20 protein-coding genes are annotated in these 23,662 nt (G+C 37.4%); 15 read left to right on the top strand and 5 right to left on the bottom strand.

What is annotated here, in order from left to right:
• Positions 1-4: 4 nt before the first annotated feature.
• Both ABXT69_RS08015 and ABXT69_RS08010 read right to left on the bottom strand, forming a co-directional pair.
• Positions 5-1,567, bottom strand: coding sequence for a trimethylamine methyltransferase family protein (locus ABXT69_RS08015; RefSeq protein ID WP_416677829.1), 1,563 nt, complete (start codon positions 1,565-1,567; stop codon positions 5-7).
• A 116-nt stretch (positions 1,568-1,683) separates the two neighbouring features.
• Positions 1,684-3,183: a CoA-acylating methylmalonate-semialdehyde dehydrogenase gene (locus ABXT69_RS08010; RefSeq protein WP_416677828.1), complete on the bottom strand. Its 1,500-nt coding sequence runs from the start codon at positions 3,181-3,183 to the stop codon at positions 1,684-1,686.
• A gap of 263 nt (positions 3,184-3,446) precedes the next feature.
• Between ABXT69_RS08010 and ABXT69_RS08005 the strand changes: the two genes are divergently transcribed.
• The 14 genes from ABXT69_RS08005 (at position 3,447) to ABXT69_RS07940 (ending at position 18,704) form a co-directional block, all read left to right on the top strand.
• Positions 3,447-4,406 carry a sugar ABC transporter substrate-binding protein gene (locus ABXT69_RS08005; RefSeq protein ID WP_416677827.1) on the top strand — a complete coding sequence of 320 codons (960 nt, stop codon included), beginning with the start codon at positions 3,447-3,449 and terminating at the stop codon, positions 4,404-4,406.
• A gap of 125 nt (positions 4,407-4,531) precedes the next feature.
• The gene (locus ABXT69_RS08000; protein ID WP_416677826.1) at positions 4,532-5,638 is read left to right on the top strand and encodes an ABC transporter permease; all 1,107 of its coding nucleotides are present in this window, start codon (positions 4,532-4,534) and stop codon (positions 5,636-5,638) included.
• A complete protein-coding gene (locus ABXT69_RS07995) occupies positions 5,638-6,402 on the top strand; it encodes an ATP-binding cassette domain-containing protein (RefSeq protein WP_416679586.1) in 765 nt (254 codons plus the stop codon). Before ABXT69_RS08000 ends, ABXT69_RS07995 begins: the two co-directional genes overlap by 1 nt.
• A 9-nt stretch (positions 6,403-6,411) precedes the next feature.
• Positions 6,412-7,392: an inositol 2-dehydrogenase gene (gene iolG, locus ABXT69_RS07990; RefSeq protein WP_416677824.1), complete on the top strand. Its 981-nt coding sequence runs from the start codon at positions 6,412-6,414 to the stop codon at positions 7,390-7,392.
• A 12-nt stretch (positions 7,393-7,404) separates the two neighbouring features.
• A complete protein-coding gene (locus ABXT69_RS07985; protein WP_416677822.1) occupies positions 7,405-8,226 on the top strand; it encodes a MurR/RpiR family transcriptional regulator in 822 nt (273 codons plus the stop codon).
• A gap of 2 nt (positions 8,227-8,228) precedes the next feature.
• A complete protein-coding gene (iolB, locus tag ABXT69_RS07980) occupies positions 8,229-9,026 on the top strand; it encodes a 5-deoxy-glucuronate isomerase (protein ID WP_416677820.1) in 798 nt (265 codons plus the stop codon).
• Positions 9,026-10,933 (top strand): bifunctional 5-dehydro-2-deoxygluconokinase/5-dehydro-2-deoxyphosphogluconate aldolase, encoded by a 1,908-nt coding sequence (locus ABXT69_RS07975; protein ID WP_416677818.1) that lies wholly within the window; start codon positions 9,026-9,028, stop codon positions 10,931-10,933. The genes iolB and ABXT69_RS07975 overlap by 1 nt, the downstream gene beginning before the upstream one ends.
• Before the next feature lie 5 nt (positions 10,934-10,938).
• Positions 10,939-12,795: a 3D-(3,5/4)-trihydroxycyclohexane-1,2-dione acylhydrolase (decyclizing) gene (iolD, locus tag ABXT69_RS07970; RefSeq protein WP_416677817.1), complete on the top strand. Its 1,857-nt coding sequence runs from the start codon at positions 10,939-10,941 to the stop codon at positions 12,793-12,795.
• Positions 12,796-12,797: 2 nt separating this feature from the next.
• On the top strand, positions 12,798-13,979 hold the full coding sequence (locus ABXT69_RS07965; RefSeq protein ID WP_416677815.1) for a phytanoyl-CoA dioxygenase family protein: 1,182 nt from the start codon (positions 12,798-12,800) through the stop codon (positions 13,977-13,979).
• Between the two features lie 30 nt (positions 13,980-14,009).
• Entirely contained in the window at positions 14,010-14,915 is a 906-nt protein-coding gene (gene iolE, locus ABXT69_RS07960) for a myo-inosose-2 dehydratase (protein WP_416677814.1), read from the top strand.
• A complete protein-coding gene (locus ABXT69_RS07955; RefSeq protein WP_416677812.1) occupies positions 14,912-16,036 on the top strand; it encodes a Gfo/Idh/MocA family protein in 1,125 nt (374 codons plus the stop codon). The genes iolE and ABXT69_RS07955 overlap by 4 nt, the downstream gene beginning before the upstream one ends.
• A 14-nt stretch (positions 16,037-16,050) precedes the next feature.
• A complete protein-coding gene (locus ABXT69_RS07950; protein WP_416677811.1) occupies positions 16,051-17,028 on the top strand; it encodes a PfkB family carbohydrate kinase in 978 nt (325 codons plus the stop codon).
• A 2-nt stretch (positions 17,029-17,030) separates the two neighbouring features.
• Complete coding sequence (locus ABXT69_RS07945; RefSeq protein ID WP_416677810.1) at positions 17,031-17,870, top strand: 5-deoxy-glucuronate isomerase; 840 nt, start codon at positions 17,031-17,033, stop codon at positions 17,868-17,870.
• A gap of 3 nt (positions 17,871-17,873) precedes the next feature.
• The gene (locus tag ABXT69_RS07940) at positions 17,874-18,704 is read left to right on the top strand and encodes a class II fructose-bisphosphate aldolase (protein ID WP_416677808.1); all 831 of its coding nucleotides are present in this window, start codon (positions 17,874-17,876) and stop codon (positions 18,702-18,704) included.
• A gap of 60 nt (positions 18,705-18,764) precedes the next feature.
• Here ABXT69_RS07940 and ABXT69_RS07935 read toward each other — a convergent pair whose 3' ends face one another.
• Positions 18,765-19,808: a 3-deoxy-7-phosphoheptulonate synthase gene (locus ABXT69_RS07935; protein ID WP_416677807.1), complete on the bottom strand. Its 1,044-nt coding sequence runs from the start codon at positions 19,806-19,808 to the stop codon at positions 18,765-18,767.
• A gap of 122 nt (positions 19,809-19,930) precedes the next feature.
• Here ABXT69_RS07935 and ABXT69_RS07930 point away from each other — a divergent pair, with 122 nt between their 5' ends.
• Positions 19,931-20,761: a DUF6279 family lipoprotein gene (locus ABXT69_RS07930; RefSeq protein WP_416677806.1), complete on the top strand. Its 831-nt coding sequence runs from the start codon at positions 19,931-19,933 to the stop codon at positions 20,759-20,761.
• Positions 20,762-20,774: 13 nt separating this feature from the next.
• On the opposite strand, the gene ABXT69_RS07925 is transcribed toward ABXT69_RS07930, so the two are convergent.
• Positions 20,775-21,866, bottom strand: a complete 1,092-nt coding sequence (locus tag ABXT69_RS07925; protein WP_416677805.1) for an ABC transporter — start codon at positions 21,864-21,866, stop codon at positions 20,775-20,777.
• A gap of 41 nt (positions 21,867-21,907) precedes the next feature.
• Positions 21,908-23,527: a GMC family oxidoreductase gene (locus ABXT69_RS07920; protein WP_416677804.1), complete on the bottom strand. Its 1,620-nt coding sequence runs from the start codon at positions 23,525-23,527 to the stop codon at positions 21,908-21,910.
• Positions 23,528-23,662 lie beyond the last annotated feature (135 nt).

The following is a 23,662-nucleotide window of genomic DNA, read 5'->3' as shown; positions in this document are numbered from 1 at the left end:
TTGTCTATTTTTTAAGAGGTTTACGGCCAATATCTTTTCTGCTTAATTTAATATTAAACTTTTCGCGTAATTTTTGATCAACTTCATCACTAATATGACTTGGAAAATGTTCCGATAGTATTTCTTTTTTTTGTTTGATTGCTTTTTCTAGTAGCACAGGTTTGCCCATATCAGCCCAATCATTTGGACTGTCCCTATCACTTAAATCAGGAAATATATACTCACTTTGCATAACGCTAATTGTTAAATCTGATCCAAGATAGTGAGCTTTATCATTCAAACAAACATCTTTAATCGTTTCAAAACAAAGAGACTCTTCACTATCATCGCTGAACCCTTTAGTCATTCTCATTGACGCGCCCAATAAATCATTATCCATCAGTAAACTTTCAGGACACGTTCCTAAAAGACTTGCATACATTCCAGCAGATTCATAAATTATATTAGCGCCAGCAATTGCTGTGACTGCATGAGTAGATGCTCTTTCTGACCCCGCTTGAAAATCTGGGAATTTAGAGTCTGTCATTCCTGCAGGCGTTCCAGTTGGTAGATTTAAAAAGTTGCCCATCTGCGCACAAGCTGCTGAAATTAATCCTTGTTCTGGAGAGCCTCCACACATTGACCCAGTTCTTAAGTCAGACACAAAAGGCCAAGTTCCAAGAATTGCCGGTGCACCTGGTTTGATAGCATTCACATATACCAGTCCGCCAAGACATTCAGCCCAAGCCTGGGACACAACACCAGGAAGAAGAGGAGGCGCAGTTGCTCCAGCTTGACCTGCCGATAGAAGTAATATTGGCATGCCACCTTCAACGCCAACACGAACACATTCTAAAGACTCTTCTGCAAATTTCATTGGAGGCACTACATGGCAATTACTCATGCTTAAAAACGGCCTTTCACGCCATTTTTCTTCACTTCCAGCAATAATATGAAGCATTTCAAGAGCATCAGTTACGTGCTGAGCTTCTGTAAAGCTTGCGCCTAAATGCTTCTCAGTTCCCATTGCCACACAATAAACTGAGTTTTGATCCATCTCACGAGGACTAGCAATGTCTCTCAAAACACAAGTTCGTTGAAACATATGAATATGCTCACACTGATCTGCAATTCTAGCCATATCATATAGATCTTGACTTTCAGATTCTCGATACTCGTTATTCTCAGGGTCAGCAATAAGAACTGCAGCGCCAGCAGTTGAGAAGTGAACTCTTGAGCCACTTAAATCTAAATCATGTTTTGGGGATTGCCCATGAAGAGTGAGATTTCGCTGTGAAAGGTTCATAGCTTTTTCAACCACTTCTTTTGGCATTCTTAATCTACCATCATCTCCAAGAATAGCACCAAAAGCAACGCAAGTTTCAATACAGTGGGGAGTGGCATCACCAAATCCAATTTCTTCTAGAATTCGAAAAATATTAGCTTCAATATCAATAACTTGTTTGTCACTAAGGGGTTTATATCTTCCACCAATCTCACCCGGTAAAACAGGCTTTTTTTCTTCTGCTAGTGGCGCACTTCTTAGTGCAATTCTTGCCTCTCTTCCACCTGATTTTCTTCTAGTCATGAGTGTGATTCGGGTTGAACTATTAATCACATTTTGATACTAAATCAAAGCACTGTCAATCATTTTTTTACTGCGAGGTTAAAGCGCCTATACGAAGGCAAATTTTCAACTATTAATTAGACATCCTTACCACTTTCAAAGTGAAATTGTGCGCCTTTTCTGATTCCAGAAGGCCACCTTGAAGTGATGGTTTTAAGTTGAGTGTAGAATCGAATACCTTCCATACCGTGAATTGAAGAGCCTCCAAAAAGTGATCTTTTCCAACCACCAAAACTATGCATTGCAACAGGAACAGGTATTGGAATATTAACGCCAACCATTCCTACTTGAACATTTGATGTAAAGTGACGAGCAGTATCACCATCCCTAGTAAAGATAGCAGTACCGTTGCCATACTCATGATCATTAACTAGTTTAAGAGCTTCGTCATAAGTTGAAACTCTAACAACAGAGAGAACAGGGCCAAAAATTTCATCAGTATAAATTGACATGTCTGAAGTTACATTGTCAAAAAGACAACCACCAATAAAAAAGCCTTCTTTTTCAGTTTCAGATCTGCCATCAACTTTTAAATCAGCACCCTGCTTTATGCCAGACTCAATATAAGAAACAATTTTTTCTTGACTAGCTTTAGAGATTACTGGTCCCATTTCAACCTCGGGATCATTGTAAGAGCCGATTTTTAAAGAATTAATTTTTGGTATTAGTGATTCTATTAATCGATCAGCAGTTTCATCACCAACTGCTACAACAACTGAAATCGCCATACAGCGTTCACCTGCCGAACCAAATGCTGCACCAATAATAGCATCGCTGCTTTGTTCTAGATCAGCATCTGGCATTACAATCATATGATTTTTTGCGCCACAAAGAGCTTGAACTCGTTTGTTATTATTTGAGCCCTCATGATATATATATTCACCAACATTGGTCGAGCCTACAAAACTCACTGCCCGTACTAATGAATTATGAAGTATCTCATCTACTGCTTCTTTATCTCCAACAACAGTATTTAAAACGCCATTTGGGAGGCCCGCTTCATGCATCAGTTCTGTTAACCTTAATCCACATGACGGCACCTTCTCAGAGAGTTTTAAAACAAACGTGTTTCCGCATGCTATCGCAACAGGGTACATCCACATTGGAACCATTGCAGGAAAATTAAAAGGAACTATCCCAGCACAAACACCCATAGGCTGGCGTAAATTATGACTATCTATTCCATTTGATACATCAGCGCTGAAGTCAGATTTGAGATGATTATTAATGGCTGTACAATATTCAACAACTTCCATTCCCCTTCCAACTTCTCCCTTGGCATCTGAAAAAGTTTTGCCATGCTCTTGTGAAATGAGTTCAGCTAATTCATCCGTATGCTTAATAATGAGCTCGCGATACTTAAACATAATTTGAGCGCGCTTAGAGGGCGGCACCTTACTCCATTCTTTAAATGCAGCATTAGATATTTCAATTGCCTTTTGAACATCTTTTGAACTGGCACCTTCAATTTGCCTAATGATTTTTCCAGAAGCTGGATTATAAATATCAAAAATACGCCCTGATGTTCCTGACACTTTTTCGCCATTGATGATATGTTTTAAATGGTTTATAGACATAATATAAATTATTGAATTATTTAGGATTAATATACCAAGAACTGAATTTTAATTTTTGTTAATTGTTAGACTGGAATATCTTTTAGGTTGGCTTGGCACTAACTGATTAATTTTAAAAGATATTATAACATATGTTCTATTTTCTAAATATTAGAAAACATATATATCTTCATGTATACTCCAAATATTGAAGTTCTAAAAATCCTTCAATATTGTGGTCAATCGTGACTTCAAAAAAACTTATAGAAAGGAGATACAAAATTATGTTGAAAATTAATAAATATGTCTCAAGTCTATTTCTTTCAGTTTTTGTTCTTTTCGGAACAACTGTGGGAAGTACGGCAGCGATGGCAGATGGTGAAAAGTTTGTACTAATTAGCCATGCACCAGATTCTGATTCATGGTGGAATACAATTAAAAATGCAATTGAAATTGCTGGTGAGCAAATGGGTGTCGATGTTGATTATCGTAACCCAACTACAGGAGATCTTGCTGATATGGCACGTATCGTTGAGCAGGCTGCTGCAAGCAACCCTGATGGTATTATTGTTACGATTGCTGATTATGACGTCCTAAAAGGACCAATTACTTCAGCTATAGCAAAAGGAATCCCAGTTGTAACAATTAACTCTGGTACTCGTGAGCAATCTGAAATGCTAGGAGCATTAGCGCACATTGGTCAGCCTGAGTATGATGCTGGTTTTGGTGCTGGTAAGAGAGCAAAAGCTGCTGGAGCAACAAAGTTTTTATGTGTTAATCACTTCTTCACAAACCCGGTATCAGTTGATCGTTGCCAGGGCTATGCAGATGCTCTTGGTGTAGATCTTGGAAATCAAATGATCGACTCTGGACAAGATCCAACAGAAATAAAAAATAAAGTTATGGCTCATCTTAGATCAAATCCTGATACAGATGCAATTCTTACTTTAGGTCCAACTTCTGCTCATCCAACGCTTTCAGCTTTAGATGATATGGGTCGTTCGGGCGATATTTATTTTGGTACTTTTGATCTTTCGGGTGAGATTGCAGCTGCTGTTAAAGCAGATGTTATTTCTTTCGCTATTGATCAACAGCCGTACTTACAAGGATATCTTCCAGTTGTAATGTTGACTAACTTGTCAAGATATGGTGTATGGCCTTCTGGTGCAATTAACTCTGGCCCTGGATTTATCACTAAGAGTAATATTAGCTTAGTTGAAAAATATGCAGGCGTTTACCGTTAATAGTTAATTTAGTTTATTAACGTGCTACCCACCATAATCTTAAATTGGTGGGTAGCATTTTTTTTATCTTTATCAGGTTTAAAGTTCAAATTTAGCTATTTTGGATAAACCAATAGGATCAAATCATGTCTACAATTGAAAAAAAAATTTCATTAATTCGTTCCAAATTTAGTGTCGCATTACTTCGTCCTGACTTAGGTGCAATTGTTGGAGTTGTATTAGTTTTTCTATTCTTTTTTTTAGTAGCCCGAGATACGGGGATGTTTTCATTAGAAGGCTCTATGAATTGGGGAATCGTGTCTTCACAGTTTATCATTATTGCTGTTGGCGCTTGCCTTCTCATGATCGCTGGAGAATTTGATCTATCAGTAGGCTCAATGATCGGTTTTGCCGGAATTGTCATAGCAGTGACCTCAGTAGTTTGGGGTTGGCCAGTATGGCTTAGTATCCTTATAGCATTTGTTGTTTCGATGTCTATAGGTGCATTAATTGGCTACATTACAGTCAAAACAAATTTACCTTCTTTTATTGTGAGTCTTGCATTTTTATATATCCTGCGAGGCATGACAATCTTTATTGCAATTATAAGTACGAAAAAAACCATTATTGGAGGAGTTACAGAGGTCGCTGAAAATGATTGGTTAGCACCAGTTTTTGGTGGCAAGATATTTACAGGCGTATTTGACTGGCTTGCTGAGCAAGGCATAATTCAAACGTTTGTCGCTGGCACAAAGGCTGGTCAGCCAGTTGTATCGGGTATCCCAATGATGATGGTTTGGGCTATAGGACTCGTTATTTTTGCACATTTTTTATTAACAAAAACTCGGTTTGGTAACTGGATCTATGCCTCAGGCGGTGATGCACAAGCTGCACGTCATATAGGTGTCCCAGTAAACAGAGTTAAAATATTGATGTTTGTCTTTACAGCCTTTTGTGCAACTGTATTTGCAACTACCCAGGTTATTGAGTTTGGTTCAGCTTCAGCGGATAGAGGAATTCTAAAAGAGTTTGAGGCGATTATTTCAGTTGTTATAGGTGGCGCTTTATTAACGGGCGGCTACGGTTCAGTTATTGGAGCTGCACTAGGAGCAGTCATATTTGGAGTAGTTCAACAAGGCTTATTTTTTATTGGAGTAGAGAGTTCTTTGTTTAGAGTGTTCTTAGGCGTTCTTCTATTGTTAGCGGTTATTCTTAATACACATGTTCGTAAATTAATTACTGGGGCAAAATGATGAGTGATTTACCGTTAATGGAGCTTAAAGATATCCATAAGAGCTTCGGAAATGTAGATGCTCTCAAAGGTGTTTCAATCTCTATTAATGCTGGAGAATGTCATTGTTTATTGGGTGATAACGGAGCAGGAAAATCTACATTTATTAAAATCATGTCTGGCGTTCATCAGCCAACAAGTGGACAGATCAGTATTAATGGACAAGAGACTGAAATTAATAACCCTCGAGATGCAATTGATGTTGGAATTGCTACAGTCTATCAAGACTTAGCTTTAATTCCTTTAATGTCTGTATCTCGTAATTTTTGGCTTGGCAGGGAGCTGACAAAAAAAGTGGGCCCAATCACCATCATGGATTTTGAGAAATGCAACTCAATTTTGATGACTGAAATGGACAAAATGGGAATTCAATTGCGTGACCCTACTCAATCAATTGGGACTCTGTCTGGGGGCGAAAGGCAAACTGTTGCTATTGCACGTGCTGTATTTTTTGGCGCCAAAATATTGATACTTGATGAGCCAACTTCAGCCCTGGGAGTTTATCAAACCTCAAATGTGCTAAAAACTATTGAAAGGGTTCGAGAAAAAGGTGTTGCTGTAATCTTTATTTCTCATAATGTTTCCCATGCTTTGGCAGTGGGGGATAAGTTTACGGTTTTATCTCGAGGTGAGACTCTAGGTACGGCTAAAGCAGGTGAAATTGATTTCCAAGAATTACAAGCCATGATGTCTGGTAATAAAGAATTATCAGTATTAAAAAAATAGAGGTTAATTATGAAAATATGTCTAATTGGTGCCGGTCGCATAGGAGCAGTTCATGCTATCGCGATAGCCAGTGATGAAAACGCTAATCTCCACTCTGTTGTAGATTTTCATCAAGAGTCTGCCGAAAATCTTGCGAATAAATACAATGCTATCACTCTTTCAATGGATGAGGCATTCGAAAATAATGAAATAGATGCTTTTATTATTGCTAGCAGTACTTCTACCCATGCAGACCTTATAGAAAAATGCGCGAAAGTTGGTAAGCCTGTTTTTTGTGAAAAACCTATAGATCTAAGTCTTGATAGAGCATTGGCGTGCGCTAAAGCTGTTGAAGAAAGTGGTATTGTATGTATGTTAGGATTTAATAGACGTTTTGATCCTCATATGGCTAGTTTAAAAAATAAAGTTGATGCAAATGTAATTGGTTTAATTCAGTCTTTAATAATAACTTCTCATGACCCTGAGCCACCTTCAATGGATTATATCGCAGGGTCTGGTGGTTTATTTCACGATATGATGATCCATGATTTTGATATGGCGTGTTGGATTCTTAATGACACTCCAAGAAGTATCTATGTTTCAGCTAATGCTGCAAATGATGATATTGCTAAGCAGGGAGATGTTGATACAGCAAGTGTAATAATGAATATGAATAAGGGAGCAATAGTTACTATTATTAATGGTCGACAAGCCTCCTTTGGTTATGATCAGAGAATTGAAGCTTTTGGTGAGACAGGCATGCTTCAAGTTAAAAATGTCCTTGAAGACAATGTGATTTTAAGTAACTCATCTGGAATTAAGCAGACCAAAAACCAACACTTTTTTTTAGAAAGATATGGAAAAGCGTTCCACAATGAACTAGTGCATTTTATGGAATCATTTCAGTCTGGTACTCAGCCTAGTGTTAATATTTCTGATGGGGTTCTTGCGTTAAAAATTGCTGAAGCTGCTAAAGAGTCACTCCAAAGTGGCAACTCAATTAATTTATAGATTTTAAGTAGAATGCCTCCACAAGATATTAATGATTTAAATAGCTTGCTTCAAGAAAGCTATCCAAGATTAAGCAAAAAAATGAAGTTGATTGCTTTCTATGTAATTGATCAGCCACAAAACCTTGCAATAAATACCTTGGCGGTTATTGCGTCAGAAATTGGAGTGTACCCTTCAACCCTAGTCCGCTTTGCAAAACACTTTGGTTTTAGTGGTTTTGCTGAACTACAAGATCTGTTTAAGGTCAAAATTTCACAATCTCCTATTAACTATCGACAACGCATCACTGACGTGAAAAAAGTTACTGAAACAAGTGTGTCTACAAATAGTTCAAATATCTTTAAAGAAATTACGAGTCGCAATATTGTTGCTACAGAATTACTTTCTGAGCAAATAGATGTTCAGTTAATAGAAGAAACAGTGAAGGCATTGTGTGATGCTAAAGAAGTAATTTTATGCGGTACAAATAGAGCACAACCAGTAGCAAATTACTTTTATTACATGTTAAACAATCTCGGTATTCGATGTCGTATTGCTAATGATGTAAATGAAGTGGAGAACCTTTCAAATTGGCTTGATGACAAAACAGTATTCATTGCAATTACTTATAATCCTTACAATACGATGACAACAGAAGCGGTTAAAGAGGCAAAAAATTCAAAAGCAAAGGTAATTTTGCTGACCGATACAGAGCTCAATCCTATTGCTCATTTAGCAGATTTTTTATTTAGCATTCATGAGGCAGAAATTCATACTTTTAGGTCTTTAGGGGCCACAATGTGTCTCGTTCAGGCCATATGTATATCAATTGGCTATCATCAACAAGGAAATTAAATATGTCACTTTTATCTCGCCCTAAATTAAGTTCAAATGGTTGTTATCAAGATATTACACCAAAATCAGCAAATTGGGATTTTGTTGGATTTAAAGCTTATGAGCTGGAGCCCTCGCAAACTTTAAATTTGACAGAAGTTGATAATGAGCTATGTCTGGTAATTTTATCTGGGAAGGCCGATATTACTGTAGAAGATGAAGAGTTTTATAATCTTGGCGATAGAATGAGTGTCTTTGAAGATAAAAAACCTCATGCGTTATACGTGCCTAATAATCATAAAATAACCATTAAAGCATTAACTAAGCTTGAACTTGCAATTGCAGCTGCGCCTGGTTTTGGTAATTATCCTGTAAGACATATAAAACCTGAAGAAATGACTAATGAGGTGCGGGGAGAAGGAGCTAATACAAGGTCTATTTGTAATATCTTGCCTGAACAAGATGAGGCTGATAGTCTTTTGGTTGTTGAAGTTAAAACTCCTGCGGGTAATTGGTCGAGCTATCCACCTCATAAACATGACTCAGACAACATTCCCGTTGAAACTTATCTTGAGGAAACCTATTATCATCGGATTAACCCATCGCAAGGTTTTGTTTTCCAACGTGTCTATACTGATGATTTGTCTATTGATGAAACTATGGCAGTAGAAGATAAATGTGTTGTATTAGTTCCATCTGGATACCATCCTGTTGGTGTTCCATATGGTTATGATTCTTACTATTTAAATGTAATGGCGGGCCCAAAACGTCAATGGATTTTTAAAAATCACCCTGATCATCAATGGATGTTAGATAAATAATGAAAGCACTTGATGTTATTTGCCTAGGGCGTGCTGCAGTAGATTTATACGGACAACAAATTGGATCTACTCTTGAAGGCATGGGAAGTTTCGCTAAATATCTTGGAGGTTCTTCTGCAAATATTGCTTATGGCTCTTCAAAACTTGGGCTAAAGTCTGCAATGATCTGTAGAGTTGGTGATGAACATATGGGTCGATTTGTGCGAAATGAATTAGCAAGTGTTGGAGTTGATGTTTCGCATGTTGTCACAGACAAAGATCGATTAACAGCTTTAGTTGTCCTAGGGATACAAAATAAAGACACTTTCCCGCTTATTTTTTATCGAAACGATTGCGCCGATATGGCAGTTGATATAAAAGACTTTTCAGCCGAATTCATCGCTAGCAGTAAAGCGCTTTTAATTACAGGGACACACTTTTCTTCTGACAAAACATATAAGACAAGTATGAAGGCTATTGAGTTCGCTAAAGCAGGGGGCACTCAGGTAATTGTAGACATCGATTATCGGCCTGTCTTATGGGGTTTAACAGGACTGGGTGATGGGGAGTCTCGTTTTATTGCAAGCGCTGATGTAAGTAAGCACATACAAACTATACTTCCTTCTTGTGATGTAATTGTGGGTACTGAAGAGGAGATACATATTGCTGGTGGAAGTGAAGATACTGTTACTTCTTTAAAGAAAATTCGCAAGCTAAGTGATGCAATTATTGTTTTAAAACTTGGGCCAATAGGATGCACAATAATTAGTGGTGATATTCCAAATAACTCAGGTGAATTTGAAGTTATCAAAGGTAATAAAGTAGATATATTAAATGTTCTGGGTGCTGGCGATGCTTTCATGTCTGGATTTTTGCGTGGTTATTTAAGAAATGAAAGTCTTGAAAAAAGTGCCAATTATGCAAATGCATCTGGAGCTCTAGTGGTCTCTAGACATGGTTGTGCTCCAGCTATTCCAGGTGAGCAAGAGCTCTTTTATTATCTAAATAATGCGCATAATATTCCAGATCCAAGTCAAGACAAAGAGCTTAATCATCTTCATAGAGTCAGTTCAAGAAGTATTGCTCGATCTGAGATTTTTGGCTTCGCTTTTGATCATCGTAAACAGCTCTATGACCTGGCGATTAATTGTGGAGAGAGCCCTAAGCAAGTAGTTAAGTTAAAGAATTTATTTTTGAATTCTATTGAAGAGACTATTAAGATAAGTAATATTGATGAGAATAGTGTGGGTGTATTAATCGATGACACTTATGGTGAAGAAGCGCTTCACTCTATTGCTGAAAAGTCATGGTGGATTGGAAGGCCTGTGGAGCTTCCAGGCTCTTATCCTTTGGAGTTTGAGGGAGGAGGATCGATTGGATCGAAACTCCAGTCTTGGCCACTTACGCATGTTGTAAAGTGCCTGATGTTTTATCATATCAATGATCCTATTGAATTGAGGTTAAAGCAAGAATCGAAAATTATAGAGCTCCATTCTGCTTGTATTCAAAGTGGACATCAATTGTTATTAGAGATCATTCTACCTGGGGACTTGGAAGAGGATGAATCAACCATTTCACAAATACTAAATAGGCTTTATGGTCTTGGTATCAAACCAGATTGGTGGAAATTGCCAGCACTGAAAGACAAGTCATGGGAGCAAGTGAGCGATGTGATATTACAAAATGATGCACACTGTGAAGGTGTGTTATTATTAGGTCAATCAGCATCTATGGATGCTGTAAAAAGTTCTTTTGAGGATGCCTCAAAACATAAAATTTGTAAAGGTTTTACTGTTGGTAGGACAATTTTTTATGAGCCAGCCAAGCAGTGGATGGAAAAAAAGATAAGTGATCAAGAGTTGATTGATTTAGTGTCTAATAATTACATAGAACTAATTAAATCTTGGAAAAAATATAGAGAGGAGTAAAGACTATGAAAACACTCAGACTAACAATGTCACAGGCTATCGTTAAATATTTATCAGCCCAATATATAGAGATTGACGATGAAATACATCCATTATTTGCCGGAGTTTTTGCTATTTTTGGACATGGCAATGTTGCTGGAATGGGTCAGGCATTGTCAGAGTGTGAAGAGTGGCTTCCTACATTTCGTGGCCATAGTGAGCAAGGAATGGTTCATTCAGCCATTGCTTATGCAAAGGCTAATAATAGACAAAGAATGATGGCTTGTACAAGTTCAATTGGACCTGGTGCAACTAATATGATTACATCTGCAGCATTAGCCCATGTAAATAGACTGCCAGTGTTATTATTGCCTGGTGATTATTTTGCAAGCCGCACTCCTGATCCTGTTCTTCAACAGCTAGAAGATTTTTCAGACCCTACAGTCAGCGTTAATGATTGCTTCAGGCCAGTCAGCCGTTATTTTGATCGAATTATGAGGCCTGAGCAAATAATTAATAGTTTACCTGTGGCAATTCAAACACTGCTAGACCCAGAAAATTGTGGCCCAGTAACTTTATCTTTGCCTCAAGATGTGCAGGCTGAAGCATTCGATTATCCTGAAGAATTCTTTACTCAAAAAACTCACTCAATTCGCCAGATTAAACTTGACGATGCTGAATTAGACCATGCAATAGAGTTGTTAATTAAATCAAAAAAACCTTTAATAATTGCAGGTGGAGGAGTTCATTATGCTAAGGCCTGTGAGGACTTACAACATTTTGCCAAACAACACCAAATACCAGTTGCAGAGACATCTGCTGGAAAAGGCGCCTTGGCTTGGGACCACTCTAGCTATGTTGGCGCTATTGGGGTTACAGGATCAAATGCAGCAAATAATATGGCTAAACAGGCAGATTTAGTTTTGGCTATTGGTACACGCTTAAATGATTTCAATTCTGGCTCCAGAGCTTTATTTTCAAGCACAACTATAGTGCAGTTAAATGTAGCCCGTTTTGATGCAATAAAACACAATGCATTGCCATTATGGGGCGATGCAAAGCTTGGAATTCAACAATTAGATACGAAGCTATCTGATTGGAAAGCAAGTCAAGAATGGAAAGACTTAGCGAATAAAGAAAGCAGTAAATGGAATAACTATTACGATGAAATAACCTCAATAAAGAGCACATCTAAAACTATGGATTTACTGCCAACTGACGCCCAAGTTTTGGGAGAGTTAAAGCGAAATGGAAAGGCGACAGATATAGTTGTTTGTGCTGCAGGAAGTCTTCCTGGTGAACTTCACAAGCTTTGGAGAACTGAGCAAACTGGCGGTTATCATGCGGAGTATGGGTTTTCTTGTATGGGCTATGAAATAGCTGGTGGTCTTGGCGTAAAAATGGCTGAGCCTGAGCGAGAAGTAATTGTTCTTGTAGGAGATGGGTCATATTTGATGCTTAATTCAGAATTAGCAACAAGCGTAATGTTAGGACAAAAAATAATTGTAGTTGTTTTAGATAATCGAGGTTTCTCTTGTATTAATCGACTGCAAAATGCAACTGGAAACCGATCATTTAATAATTTATTGAAGGATTGTGAAAGTATTGATGACGGCCATCCAAATGTCAATTTTGCCCTTCATGCGCAGTCTTTAGGAGCGAACTCTGAACATATTGAAAATATTAATGAATTAGCTTCAGCTCTGGAACGTGCCCGTTTATCTTCAAAATCTTATCTTATTAGCTTAGTGACTGATTCTCATAAAATAAGTCCAGAAGGTGGATGTTGGTGGGAGGTTGCCGTTCCTGAGGTTTCGTCAAATAAAAATGGCGATGAAGTCTATAACTCTTATAAGAAAGGGAAAAAACAACAGCCTTATTAAATATGAACAAAGAAGCTTTAAAATCAACTAATAGCCAAGTTTTTTTCAGTGAGTCTGATATAAATTATGATGACCTAAAGAAAGTCTGCTCTCAAAAAACTCTAAATAAGGACTACCCATTATCCGAATCAGTTATAAATAATGTGGTCGTTTATGATGCAAAAAACTTTACTTCATTTATTGGAAATAAAGAAAAAGAAAAAGAACTAAAAACTGAGTTATTTCATGCCTTAGAAAGTGGCCCAGGGGTTTTTGTTATTCGCAATCTTTATGAACATGAAGTTTTAGATCAGAGCAATAGGATTTTTGAGAAAATTACTCAAAAAGAGATTGGAACTAGCAATGACCATTTCGCTTCTGGAACAAATACAAGGATATGGAATAGTTTTCAAAAAGTTGCGTTGGAGGATCCTGATGCATTTATTAGTTACTATTCAAATGATATTTTAAAGTTAGTTGCTGAGTCCTGGTGTGGGCCAAATTCTCAAATGACTGCGCAAGTTAATATTGTAAGACCTGGTGGTGAAATGCAAAAACCACACCGTGATTATCATTTAGGGTTTCAAGAAAATAAAGTTGTTGAGCTGTTTCCTATTTCAGCTCACCGCCTTTCAAACTATTTAACTCTGCAAGGTGGGGTCGCACACACCGACATGCCTTTAGAGACTGGGCCCACGATTGTTTTGCCTTATTCACACCACTTCGACTTAGGTTATCTTGCCTGGAGAGACAATGCATGTACTGAATTTTTTAATACGAATGCAGTTCAAAATCAAATGAATAAAGGCGATGGTATTTTTTTTAATCCTGCTTTATTGCATGGAGCTGGTTCCAATACTTCAAATGACTTTCAAAGGATCGGCAACCTTTTACAAATTTCATCTCCTTTTGGTAAGACTATGGAGAGTATAAATTACATTAAAATTCTTAGGCGTATTTACCCATTCCTACTGGAGCATTCAATTAAAAAAACTCTTTCAGAGAAACTAATTGAGAATGTCCTTATTTGTGCAACAGATGGCTATGCATTTCCTACAAACCTTGACTATGATCAAAATTCAAACTCTAAGTTGCAGGGCATGAGCATGTTTGAACTTACTAAGCAATCACTTCTAGATTTAGTTAGTCTAGAGGAATTTAATTTAAAGCTTTTGGAACTTCAGCAATTTAGACTTGCTGATTAAATAATATTAACAATAATTTGGAGAAGTAAGATGAGTGTAAAAATTGGTGTTAGTCCGATTTCATGGACTAACGATGATATGCCTGAACTGGGCAAAGATACTTCAGTAGAGCATTGCTTAACAGAGGGAAAACAAGCCGGTTATCGTGGATTTGAATTAGGAGGTAAGTGGCCTAAGGATTCGGAAATACTTCGACCATTATTTGATAAATATAGTATGGACGTAGTTTCTAGTTGGTTTTGTGGGGGCTTATTAGCAGACAGTCTTGAAGATGAGATAGAAAGAATAACACCACACATGAATCTTCTTAAAGATATGGGGACGGAAGTAATTGTTTATTGTGAAATGGACTCTTGTGTTCATGGAGATATTAGTTCGCCACTCTCAAAACGCCCTATCCTTGATGATGGTCAATGGGGAGAGTGGACTGAAAAGTTGAGTCAGCTAGCTAAATATACTTTGTCGAATGGAATGAAGCTTGCTTATCATCATCACATGGGAACAGTAGTTCAAATCGAAGAAGAAATAGACAAGCTAATGGCTATGACAACTACTGATCTTGGTTTAGTATTTGATACTGGTCATTTAATTTATGCTGGTGCTGATCCTTTAGAAGTTTATAAAAAATACAACGATAGAGTTATGCATATTCACTGTAAAGATGTTCGAGGTGAAATATTAAACCACTCACTAGATACTGATTCAAGTTTTTTAAACTCAGTTTTGAGTGGGATTTATACAGTTCCTGGGGACGGCGATTTTAATTTTTCCGAGCTATTTAAAATGGTGGGCGAAGCCAACTTCAGTGGCTGGATAGTTGTAGAGGCTGAACAAGACCCGGCTAAGGCCCACCCATTAACCTATGTGACAATGGGGTATAAAAATATTAAAAGTTACTGTGAAAAATTTGGAATTCAAATAGAGGAAAGAGAATGAAAACTATTGGCGTAGGAGTTATTGGCACTGCTTTTATGGGCAAAGCCCATTCTATTGCTTATGCAGCAGCTGGGAGTGTTTTTGGTGATGGCTTAAGGCCTAGTTTGGAGATGATTTGTGATTACAACTCTGAAAGAGCTGAAGTGATGCGAACTGAAATGGGATACTCTCGTTGCACCTCAGATTGGATGGATGTGGTCAATGACCCAAAGGTACAGTTGATTTCAGTATGTGTTCCCAATTCGCTTCATAAAGAAATTTCAGTAGCTGCTCTCAAACTTGGTAAGCATGTTTGGTGTGAAAAGCCTATGTCAACTAATTTAGCAGACTCTGAAGCTATGCTCGCAGCCGCTCAAGCTAGCAATGCACAAACTATCTTAGGCTACAACTATACTCAAAATCCTGCTGTTCAAAGTGCTAGGGAGCTTATTGAAGAAGGCGCTATAGGTCGAGTAATTGGATTTCATGGGATTTATGATGTTGATAATGAAGCTGATCCAGATAGATCTCATTCATGGCGTATGAATCGTGAAGCTTCTGGCTCTGGTGCAAATGCTGATGTTATGTGTCATTTAGTTAGTATGGCACACTATATGACGGGTAGTTCAATAACTCGCCTAGTGGGAGATTACGATACAGTCCACAAAGAGCGTTCGGATCCAGAGAATCCGGGACAAACATTGCCAGTTGATAACGATGACGTCTGTACCGCATTGGCCCACTTTGAGAGTGGAATTAAGGGGACATTGCGCGTCAGTCGAGTAGCATGGGGAAGAAAGTGTGGATTAAGTTGGGAAATACATGGCTCTCAAGGCATGATTTGTCATGACCAAGAGCGTTTAAATGAAGTTAAGCTTTATACAAGAAGTGATGATCCAAGACAGGAGGGCTTTAAAACAATATTGAGTGGCCCAGCGCAACCACCATATGATGCGTTTTTACCCAATGCAGGCCATAGCCTTGGCTTTATTGATGTAAAGGTTTGTGAGCTTAAACATTTACTTGATTCAATTGAAACGGGTCAGCCAGTGTGGCCAAACTTTGCCGATGGTTTAAAAATCGAAAAAGTTATGGATGCAATAGACCGTTCTGCAATGACTGGAAAGTGGCTGGATGTTTGAAACAAAACTATCACATGATGCAATATAAAGAAAATCGATTATATGATGCCTTGGTTGTGGGACGAGCTGGCCTTGATCTGTACCCGCAACCTGTAGGAAGTAAAACTCGCGATGCAGACTTATTTGCCAGTGATGTGGGCGGTTCTGGGGCGAACATTGCAATAGCTATGAAGCGTGCAGGCGGTAAAGTAGGTCTTATCTCTGCCTTGTCTGACGATCCAGTTGGTGAATTTGTTCGGCTGCGTCTTGAAATTGAAGGTATTGATTTGCAGATGATGCAAACAACTTATGGTGATGAGAGGACTAGTCTAGCAATTGCTGAAGTACGCCAAGAGGATTGTGAAGTAGTAATATATCGTAATAATCCTGCTGATCTTCAAATTGTCTGTAATGAAGATGTAAAACTTGCAATTACTCAAAGCCAAAATCTAATAATAACTGGCACCAGCTTAATTGAAGCTGAATCACGAAAACAAACTTTGAAAATGATGGTTCATGCTCAAAAAAATGACTGCAAAGTATGGCTAGATCTAGATTACAGGCCATGGAACTGGCCTGATCAGAAAACTACCCGTTTTGTTTATCAAGAGGCTGCAGGATTAACAAATGTATTAGTTGGCAACGAAGAAGAATTTAAAATCCTTCAAGAAGATATAAATATACAGGTTAAACAATGTGTTGCAAGCAATCAGGCAATGATTCTTAAGCGGGGCAAGAGTGGCTGTAGTCTTTTTTTTGGTAAAGATCGTCTTGATACGGGAATTTATAATTTACCCGCACTTAAACCATATGGTTCTGGTGATGCTTTTTTAGGTAATGTGATAATGAATTATATGTCCTCTAGAGACTGGCAACTAGCTATTGAATCTGGGAGCGCTGCTGCAGCTATAGTGGTATCAAAACAAGGCTGTGCGAGCGCTATGCCAAAAATGGAAGAAATTGAGCTGTTACAAAAACAGATAATAATCAAACCAAAAACAATTTGGAGTTAAATATGCATATCCCTCAACATGACAACAAGAATAAGGCAATCATAGATTGTAATAATGAATTAGTTCCTCTATGCTATTTCAATATCATCAAGCTAAGTGCTGGAGAATCATATACTTATCAACTAACTGATTATGAGTCATGTATTGTTCCAGCAACTGGCAGTATAGATGTTCAGGTTCAAGGACAAGTTTTTAAAGAGGTTGGTAAGCGACAACATATTTGGGAGGGAGATCCTGAGGGTGTTTATGTCCCTGTTGATTGTGAAGCAACATTAACTTGTATCAGTAATGAAGTGGAAGTGTTTGTCTCTGGAGCTAAGCATAATCAAACCCATGAAGCTTTTGTTATAAGACAAAACGATATTGATAAAGTTCAGTACGGCTCTGATGACACTAAAACACATCGTAAAATCAAGCATATTCTAGGTAAAGAGCCTGCAGGAAAAGTTGGTAAATTATTGGTTAGTGAGCTATTTACAGTAGGAGCAGGAGGTTGGTCAGGATTTCCACCTCATAAACATGAAGTAGATTTGCTTCCTGAAGAAAGTCGACATAATGAAGTTTATAATTTTCGTTTTAATCCACCTAATGGCTTTGGTGCTCAGTTTTTAACGCCAGATGGTCAGGACTTTGGCCCTGTCTATCATATACGTGATAGCTCAACATTTGTCTTTGATAAAGGTTACCACCCCTGCGTAGCAGCACCTGGGTTTGAAATGTATTATTTCACTATTTTGGCTGGAGAGACCCAGCGTCCATTGCATATGAATTATCAGAAAGAGTACGCCTATCAATTGGAAACTATTCCTGGTATGCAAGACATGCTTAATAAATTTAAATAAAAAATGATTACTAATCTTAAAGATATACTTACACCAGCTCAAGATAAAAACTATGCTGTTGCCTGTTTTAATGTATTTGGTTATGAAGATGCGCGTGCGGTTGTTGATTCTGCAGAGGCTCAGAATGCTTCTGTAATTCTATCTATTAATCTTGATATGCGTCAATTTATGACAATGGAAGAAATTATTGGGATGCTAAGACCTATGGCTGAAAAATCCAAGGCACCTGTTTGTTTGCATCTTGATCATACCTACGAGGTTGATGCAGTTAAAGAAGCAATTGATGTAGGATTTACCTCTGTAATGTTTGATGGATCTCAATTACCCATCTCTGAAAACATCTCTTTAATACGAGATGTGGTTGACTATGCTCGCCCTAAAGGAGTTTCAGTTGAGGCTGAAGTGGGTTCGGTCCCTTATGCAAGTGGCCGTGATCATATTAAATCTGCATTAACTGAGGTTGTTGATGCCCTTAAGATGGAGCAACAGGGGAAGCCAGATGCGCTTGCAATTTCAATAGGAAATGTTCACCGCTTGGAAAGTGGAACTGTAGAAATAGATTTAGAGCGTTTTAACGAGCTTGAGAAAGCGCTAGACTTGCCATTAGTCATTCATGGGACAAGTGGTTTAGAAGATAAAGATATACAAATGCTGTCTTTACGCCAAGTTGCTAAGTTCAATGTAGGTACTGTCCTTCGAAAGAGTTTTGGTAATTCACTGCGATCCACACTTGAGTCAGATCCGGAGCTTTTTGATAGAATAACTATGATGAAAAAAGTTATTCCAGAATTAAGAGCAACTGCAGCTAAAGTAATTGGTTTACTGGGCCAGTAATAAAATACTTTATTCTAATGAGCCCAGAATAAAGTATTTGTAACTCATTTGTTAAAGGTACTAAGATATTTTTTTTGCTAGTTTTTTGATAACTTTATGAGTCTCTAGCCAATCAATACATCCATCTGTAACTGATATTCCATATTCCATTTCATCTTGGTTATCTAATATTTTTTGTTTCCCAGAAAATAAATTACTTTCAAGCATTAAGCCAAAAATTGATTTATTTCCAGCAGATATTTGGTCAGTTATGTCTTCAATTACCTTGCCCTGATTTCTATAATCTTGATTTGAGTTGTCATGTGAGCAGTCAATCATAATCCTTGCAGCTAGGCCATTTTCTTTAAGAAGATTTTCGCATTCAATAACATCATCCTTATAATAATTAGGCTTAATGCCACCTCTAAGAATAATATGAGATGATTTATTTCCCATTGCCTTAAAAGTTGAAATCTGACCTTCATCATTAATACCTAGAAAGCTTTGAGGGGAAGAGCACGCTTTAATAGCATTGATTGCCATATTTAGATTTCCATCAGTACCATTTTTAAAGCCAACAGTCATAGAGAGCCCACTTGACATTTCACGATGGGTTTGAGATTCAGTTGTTCTTGCTCCAATTGCACACCAAGAAATAAGATCACCTAAGTATTGAGGAGTGATTGGATTGAGGGCTTCAGTTGCAGAAGCAATCCCTTGATCTGCAAGCCATGCAAGAAACTCACGTCCTTGGTGGAGCCCTTTTTCAACGTCAAGTGAATTGTCCATATCTGGGTCACTAATTAATCCTTTCCAGCCAACCGTTGTTCTTGGTTTTTCAAAATATACCCTCATGACTAAGTAGACTGATTCTTTAACTTCCTCTTGAAGGGATTTGAGTTTAAGGGCGTACTCCTTGGCAGCTCCAATGTCATGAATCGAGCAAGGACCAACAATTACCATCAGTCTTTCATCTTTTCCTGAAAAAATGTTGTCCACAGTTTTTCTGCTAGTTAAAATGTTCTCTTTACCTTTGTCACTTACTGGAATAGTTTTCTTTAATTCAATAGGCGAGGTTATGACAGTTTCGCTTTCAATATTTTTATTGTGAATTTTATTGCTCATTTAAATTGGTGATTATTTATTGTCAAGCAGTGATTTAAGCATAGATCTATATTTTTTTTAAATAGATAGGAAAAATTAGGTTAATTATATTTTTTTGATAATTAGGAAAACTAGTTTAAATAATGAAACAGATACTTAAAAAAGCTGCATTAATTTTGGTACTCTTTTTAGGAGGGTGCAGTTCAATTACTTTTATTTATAATCAGTTCGATAATCTTTTTCCATGGTATCTACAAAGCTATGTTGACCTTGATCGTGATCAAAAAAAATACTTAGATGAGCTTTTAACGCCTTTCTTTCAGTGGCATAGAGTGGAAGAAATGCCAAAATATGCACAAATTATTGGTGACTTAGAGCTGGCTATAAATGATGAGGTAGATATAGAGAGCATTGCCCTGATTACTCATAATGTTGAAGAGTCTTGGTTTCGTCTAGAGGATCAAATGATCATGTGGGCAACTCCTCTTACTAGAGAGTTATCCGATGAGCAAATCACAAAATTTATTCAAGTTTTAAAAACTAAAACTACTCAGAGTGAAAAAAAATTGCTAGTTCGTAACGATCAGGTGTATCAAAGTGACAGTTACAAAAGTCTTCGTAAGAACTTAAGGCGCTTTATGGGTTCACTGACTAAAGAGCAGCTTGACTTAGTAAAAATTACAAGTAAAGAAATGAGGAGAGTTGATGCGGAGCGCATTCAGAGTCGAAAAGCATTCAATGAAAAGCTTAGCTTGATCCTTCAAAGACAACAAGGCTGGGAAGAAAGGCTGAAAAAGATAACTCATAGTGATGACTTGGTTGCTGAGAATTACCAATCGACATATGCCTTCAATACTGATTTAATTCAGCATCTATTAGTGGCAATATTAAATTCTAGAAACGATAAGCAAGACCAAAAGTTACGCACACAACTTGCAAGGTATAAGGCCGATATTAACACTCTAGCTAACTAACTGTATATAGCTATTACCAGCGCCTTTTCATTCGTCCTTTGAAGATGGCAGATCCCCAGCTGAGGACAATACCGATTAAAGCCGCACTTGATAGCCATATGAATGGCAAGCTTGCATCTGAGCCAAAAATGATAGCCCTGTAGGCTGCGCCGATAGCATCAAAAGGTATCACTGTTCCAATGCGCTCAAGCCAGTCAGGCGCAGCGCTCACGGGCGAAACCGAACCACTCAGTACAGATTGATACTGAACTAAAGGAAGAATAATTAGTAACGCTGAAAGCCCAATAATTTCGAAGATTCCAATAAATAGCCAAGTTAAACAAACACTAACAAGCCATACGCTTAACCATGCCATCAAAAATACTTCCCATTGAAGAGTTGTTAATGTTACAACTGTTGCTAGAGTGAAGCTGGCAAGTCCCATAGTCATAACTGGAACAATAGTTCGTAAATAAGCCCTGTTAAGAAATGCCATTTGACGCGTTCCAAGAAATAAAAGAATTGCTCCGACCATTGAGGCCATCCAAGTTGTAAAGCTCATTACAAAGGGCGCAGGGAGTGAGGCTAAGCTTTTTGCTTGAAACATTGTTTCTACATTTGTAGTTACTAGCATGCCAGAATTGGGTGATTGATTAATTAACTTTGAGGCGCGCAGATTTGAAACAAAAGTTGACAGCGCCAACTGCATCATAGAGGGAAGCTGACTGGCCATTTGAGTTTCAGCAATTGTTAAGTGTTGTGAGTTTAAGATGTCTATAGATAAGTTTTTGTTGCTAAGAGCAAGCTGAGAAAAATTTTCAGGAAAAGTAATCACTGAAGACACTTTTCCTTTTAAAAGAGAATCTCTTGCAGTTTCAGAGTCTTTAAGAAGAGTCACCCTAAAAGGGAGGCTTTTGGAAATTCCTTTAATGGCTTTTGTAGAGACCAATGGGAATGGACCAATGTCTTCATTAACAATTCCTAGTTCAAAGGACGATAAAATTCGAGCAGGATCTGCGGGCGCTGTTAGATTAAATATTGAAAAAACCAACATGATTACTGTTGGCACAATAATGGCTGGTTTAAATAATTCGCTTCTACGAAAATCGGAATATGGGGAGGGCATTATGTTGAATTTAAAATAGAGCTAACAATACACAAATGCATCTACTTAGTCAAACTGACTTTGTTGTCACTAAGTATCATTTCAGCTGCTTTTTCTGCAATCATCATTGTAGGCGCGTTAGTATTTCCTGAGACTAGCTCTGGCATAATTGAAGCATCAACAACTCTTAAACCCTTAACTCCATGAACTTTGAGGTGTTCATCGACTACGCTGTTTTTATCATTACCCATCTTGCATGTTCCAACTGGGTGATAAATACTCTGACTATTATTTTTTGCAGCCTCCAGTAAATCTTCATCAGAAACTAAGGAGCCTCCAGGAACGAACTCATCAAGAATATGTTGTTTTAATGGACTAGAATTTGCAATTTTTCTGGCCACCTTTATTGAGTCAATTGCTATTTTTTGATCACTCATTGTGGATAGATAATTTGGAATAATTTTAGGTAGATCTTCTGGGTTTTTTGACCTTATAGTTACCTCACCTCTGCTCTGAGGCCTAAGATTACATATAGACATTGTAAATGCAGAAAAAGGATGAACCCCATCTCCTGGCTTATCTGCACTTAATGGCTGCATATGAAATTGTATATTTGGCCTTGATCCATCTAAGGATGTATTAGTAAAAATGTAAACTTGGCTGGCACTGAGGGTTAATGGTCCTGTTCTAAAAAGTGCATATTGCATTCCAATTAAGGCTTTTTTCCACCATGTATTTAGTTCGTCATTTAAGGTTCTAGTATTTGTTTTAAAAACCATCCTTACTTGTAAATGATCTTGAAGATTTTTACCAACTGCAGGGTTATTGTGAATAACCTTAACTCCAAGTTTTGTTAGATTTTTTTCATCTCCAATTCCTGACAACTGTAATATTTGAGGCGAACTAATTGCGCCAGCAGATAAAATTACTTCATGGTTAGCATTAATAGTTTTATCTGGTTGATCATTGCTTTGCATGCAGTCAACGCCTATTACCTTTTTATCAGAGAAGACCAGTTTACTAACCTGAGTATTTGTGATGATTGTTAAATTTTTTCTACTTCTGATTTTTCCATTTAGAAATGACCTGTAGGAGCTTTTTCGAAAGCCCTTAAATGAGGTTTGCTGAAAATATCCGACACCTTCCTGCTTTTCTCCATTGCAATCAGGATTGTAAGGTATGCCTATTTCTTCAGATGCTTTAATGAATAGATCAGCAATTTTTCTTCTAAGTCTGAGGTTGGACACTTTTAATTCGCCATCAACTCCATGGTATTTATTTTCTCCATTTTCTTGGCATTCGAACTTTTTAAAGTATGGAAGCACATCATCATAGCCCCAACCTTTATTACCTAAATCTTTCCAGTTATCATAGTCATGCCTATCACCACGAATATATAACAATCCATTTAGTGCACTAGAGCCACCAAGAACTTTACCTCTTGGCCAGTCTATTCTTCTATTGTTTAGTCCTTTATCTTTTTCAAGTTTATACATCCAATCAAACTTTGGATTATTCATGGTTTTAAAATAACCAACTGGGACATGAAGCCAAAGATTGTCATCCTTGCGGCCAGCTTCAATTAATAAAACACTATTATTAGGATTTGCTGAAAGTCTATTGGCTAAGAGGCAGCCTGCTGAACCAGCACCTACAACAATGTAATCATATTTTTCATTCATTGGTAATTACTAGTAAATTATTAAAATTATAAGAAGAATTGAGATGTCATATTGCTGGATAAATTATATAGCTTAATTTACTTCTTTTTTTTTAAAATAAATATAAACATATATATCAATTGATGTATACTCAGA

It is taken from the genome of Candidatus Pseudothioglobus sp. Uisw_016, assembly GCF_048087635.1.
In the GTDB taxonomy this organism is placed as follows: domain Bacteria; phylum Pseudomonadota; class Gammaproteobacteria; order PS1; family Pseudothioglobaceae; genus Pseudothioglobus.
The sequence above is the reverse complement of the archived record's forward strand: the minus strand, read 5'-3'. Positions and strand labels throughout refer to the sequence as shown.

What these genes read in the sequence shown, in the direction of transcription:
- ABXT69_RS07965 (WP_416677815.1), top strand. Translation starts at nt 12,798, where the DNA reads ATGAACAAAGAAGCTTTAAAATCAACTAATAGCCAAGTTTTTTTCAGT.
- ABXT69_RS07995 (WP_416679586.1), top strand. Translation starts at nt 5,638, where the DNA reads ATGAGTGATTTACCGTTAATGGAGCTTAAAGATATCCATAAGAGCTTC.
- ABXT69_RS07930 (WP_416677806.1), top strand. Translation starts at nt 19,931, where the DNA reads ATGAAACAGATACTTAAAAAAGCTGCATTAATTTTGGTACTCTTTTTA.
- ABXT69_RS07925 (WP_416677805.1), bottom strand. Translation starts at nt 21,866, where the DNA reads ATGCCCTCCCCATATTCCGATTTTCGTAGAAGCGAATTATTTAAACCA.
- ABXT69_RS08015 (WP_416677829.1), bottom strand. Translation starts at nt 1,567, where the DNA reads ATGACTAGAAGAAAATCAGGTGGAAGAGAGGCAAGAATTGCACTAAGA.
- ABXT69_RS07955 (WP_416677812.1), top strand. Translation starts at nt 14,912, where the DNA reads ATGAAAACTATTGGCGTAGGAGTTATTGGCACTGCTTTTATGGGCAAA.
- iolE (WP_416677814.1), top strand. Translation starts at nt 14,010, where the DNA reads ATGAGTGTAAAAATTGGTGTTAGTCCGATTTCATGGACTAACGATGAT.
- ABXT69_RS07950 (WP_416677811.1), top strand. Translation starts at nt 16,051, where the DNA reads ATGATGCAATATAAAGAAAATCGATTATATGATGCCTTGGTTGTGGGA.
- ABXT69_RS07935 (WP_416677807.1), bottom strand. Translation starts at nt 19,808, where the DNA reads ATGAGCAATAAAATTCACAATAAAAATATTGAAAGCGAAACTGTCATA.
- ABXT69_RS07975 (WP_416677818.1), top strand. Translation starts at nt 9,026, where the DNA reads ATGAAAGCACTTGATGTTATTTGCCTAGGGCGTGCTGCAGTAGATTTA.
- iolD (WP_416677817.1), top strand. Translation starts at nt 10,939, where the DNA reads ATGAAAACACTCAGACTAACAATGTCACAGGCTATCGTTAAATATTTA.
- ABXT69_RS08000 (WP_416677826.1), top strand. Translation starts at nt 4,532, where the DNA reads ATGTCTACAATTGAAAAAAAAATTTCATTAATTCGTTCCAAATTTAGT.
- ABXT69_RS07940 (WP_416677808.1), top strand. Translation starts at nt 17,874, where the DNA reads ATGATTACTAATCTTAAAGATATACTTACACCAGCTCAAGATAAAAAC.
- ABXT69_RS08005 (WP_416677827.1), top strand. Translation starts at nt 3,447, where the DNA reads ATGTTGAAAATTAATAAATATGTCTCAAGTCTATTTCTTTCAGTTTTT.
- ABXT69_RS08010 (WP_416677828.1), bottom strand. Translation starts at nt 3,183, where the DNA reads ATGTCTATAAACCATTTAAAACATATCATCAATGGCGAAAAAGTGTCA.
- ABXT69_RS07945 (WP_416677810.1), top strand. Translation starts at nt 17,031, where the DNA reads ATGCATATCCCTCAACATGACAACAAGAATAAGGCAATCATAGATTGT.
- ABXT69_RS07920 (WP_416677804.1), bottom strand. Translation starts at nt 23,527, where the DNA reads ATGAATGAAAAATATGATTACATTGTTGTAGGTGCTGGTTCAGCAGGC.
- iolG (WP_416677824.1), top strand. Translation starts at nt 6,412, where the DNA reads ATGAAAATATGTCTAATTGGTGCCGGTCGCATAGGAGCAGTTCATGCT.
- iolB (WP_416677820.1), top strand. Translation starts at nt 8,229, where the DNA reads ATGTCACTTTTATCTCGCCCTAAATTAAGTTCAAATGGTTGTTATCAA.
- ABXT69_RS07985 (WP_416677822.1), top strand. Translation starts at nt 7,405, where the DNA reads ATGCCTCCACAAGATATTAATGATTTAAATAGCTTGCTTCAAGAAAGC.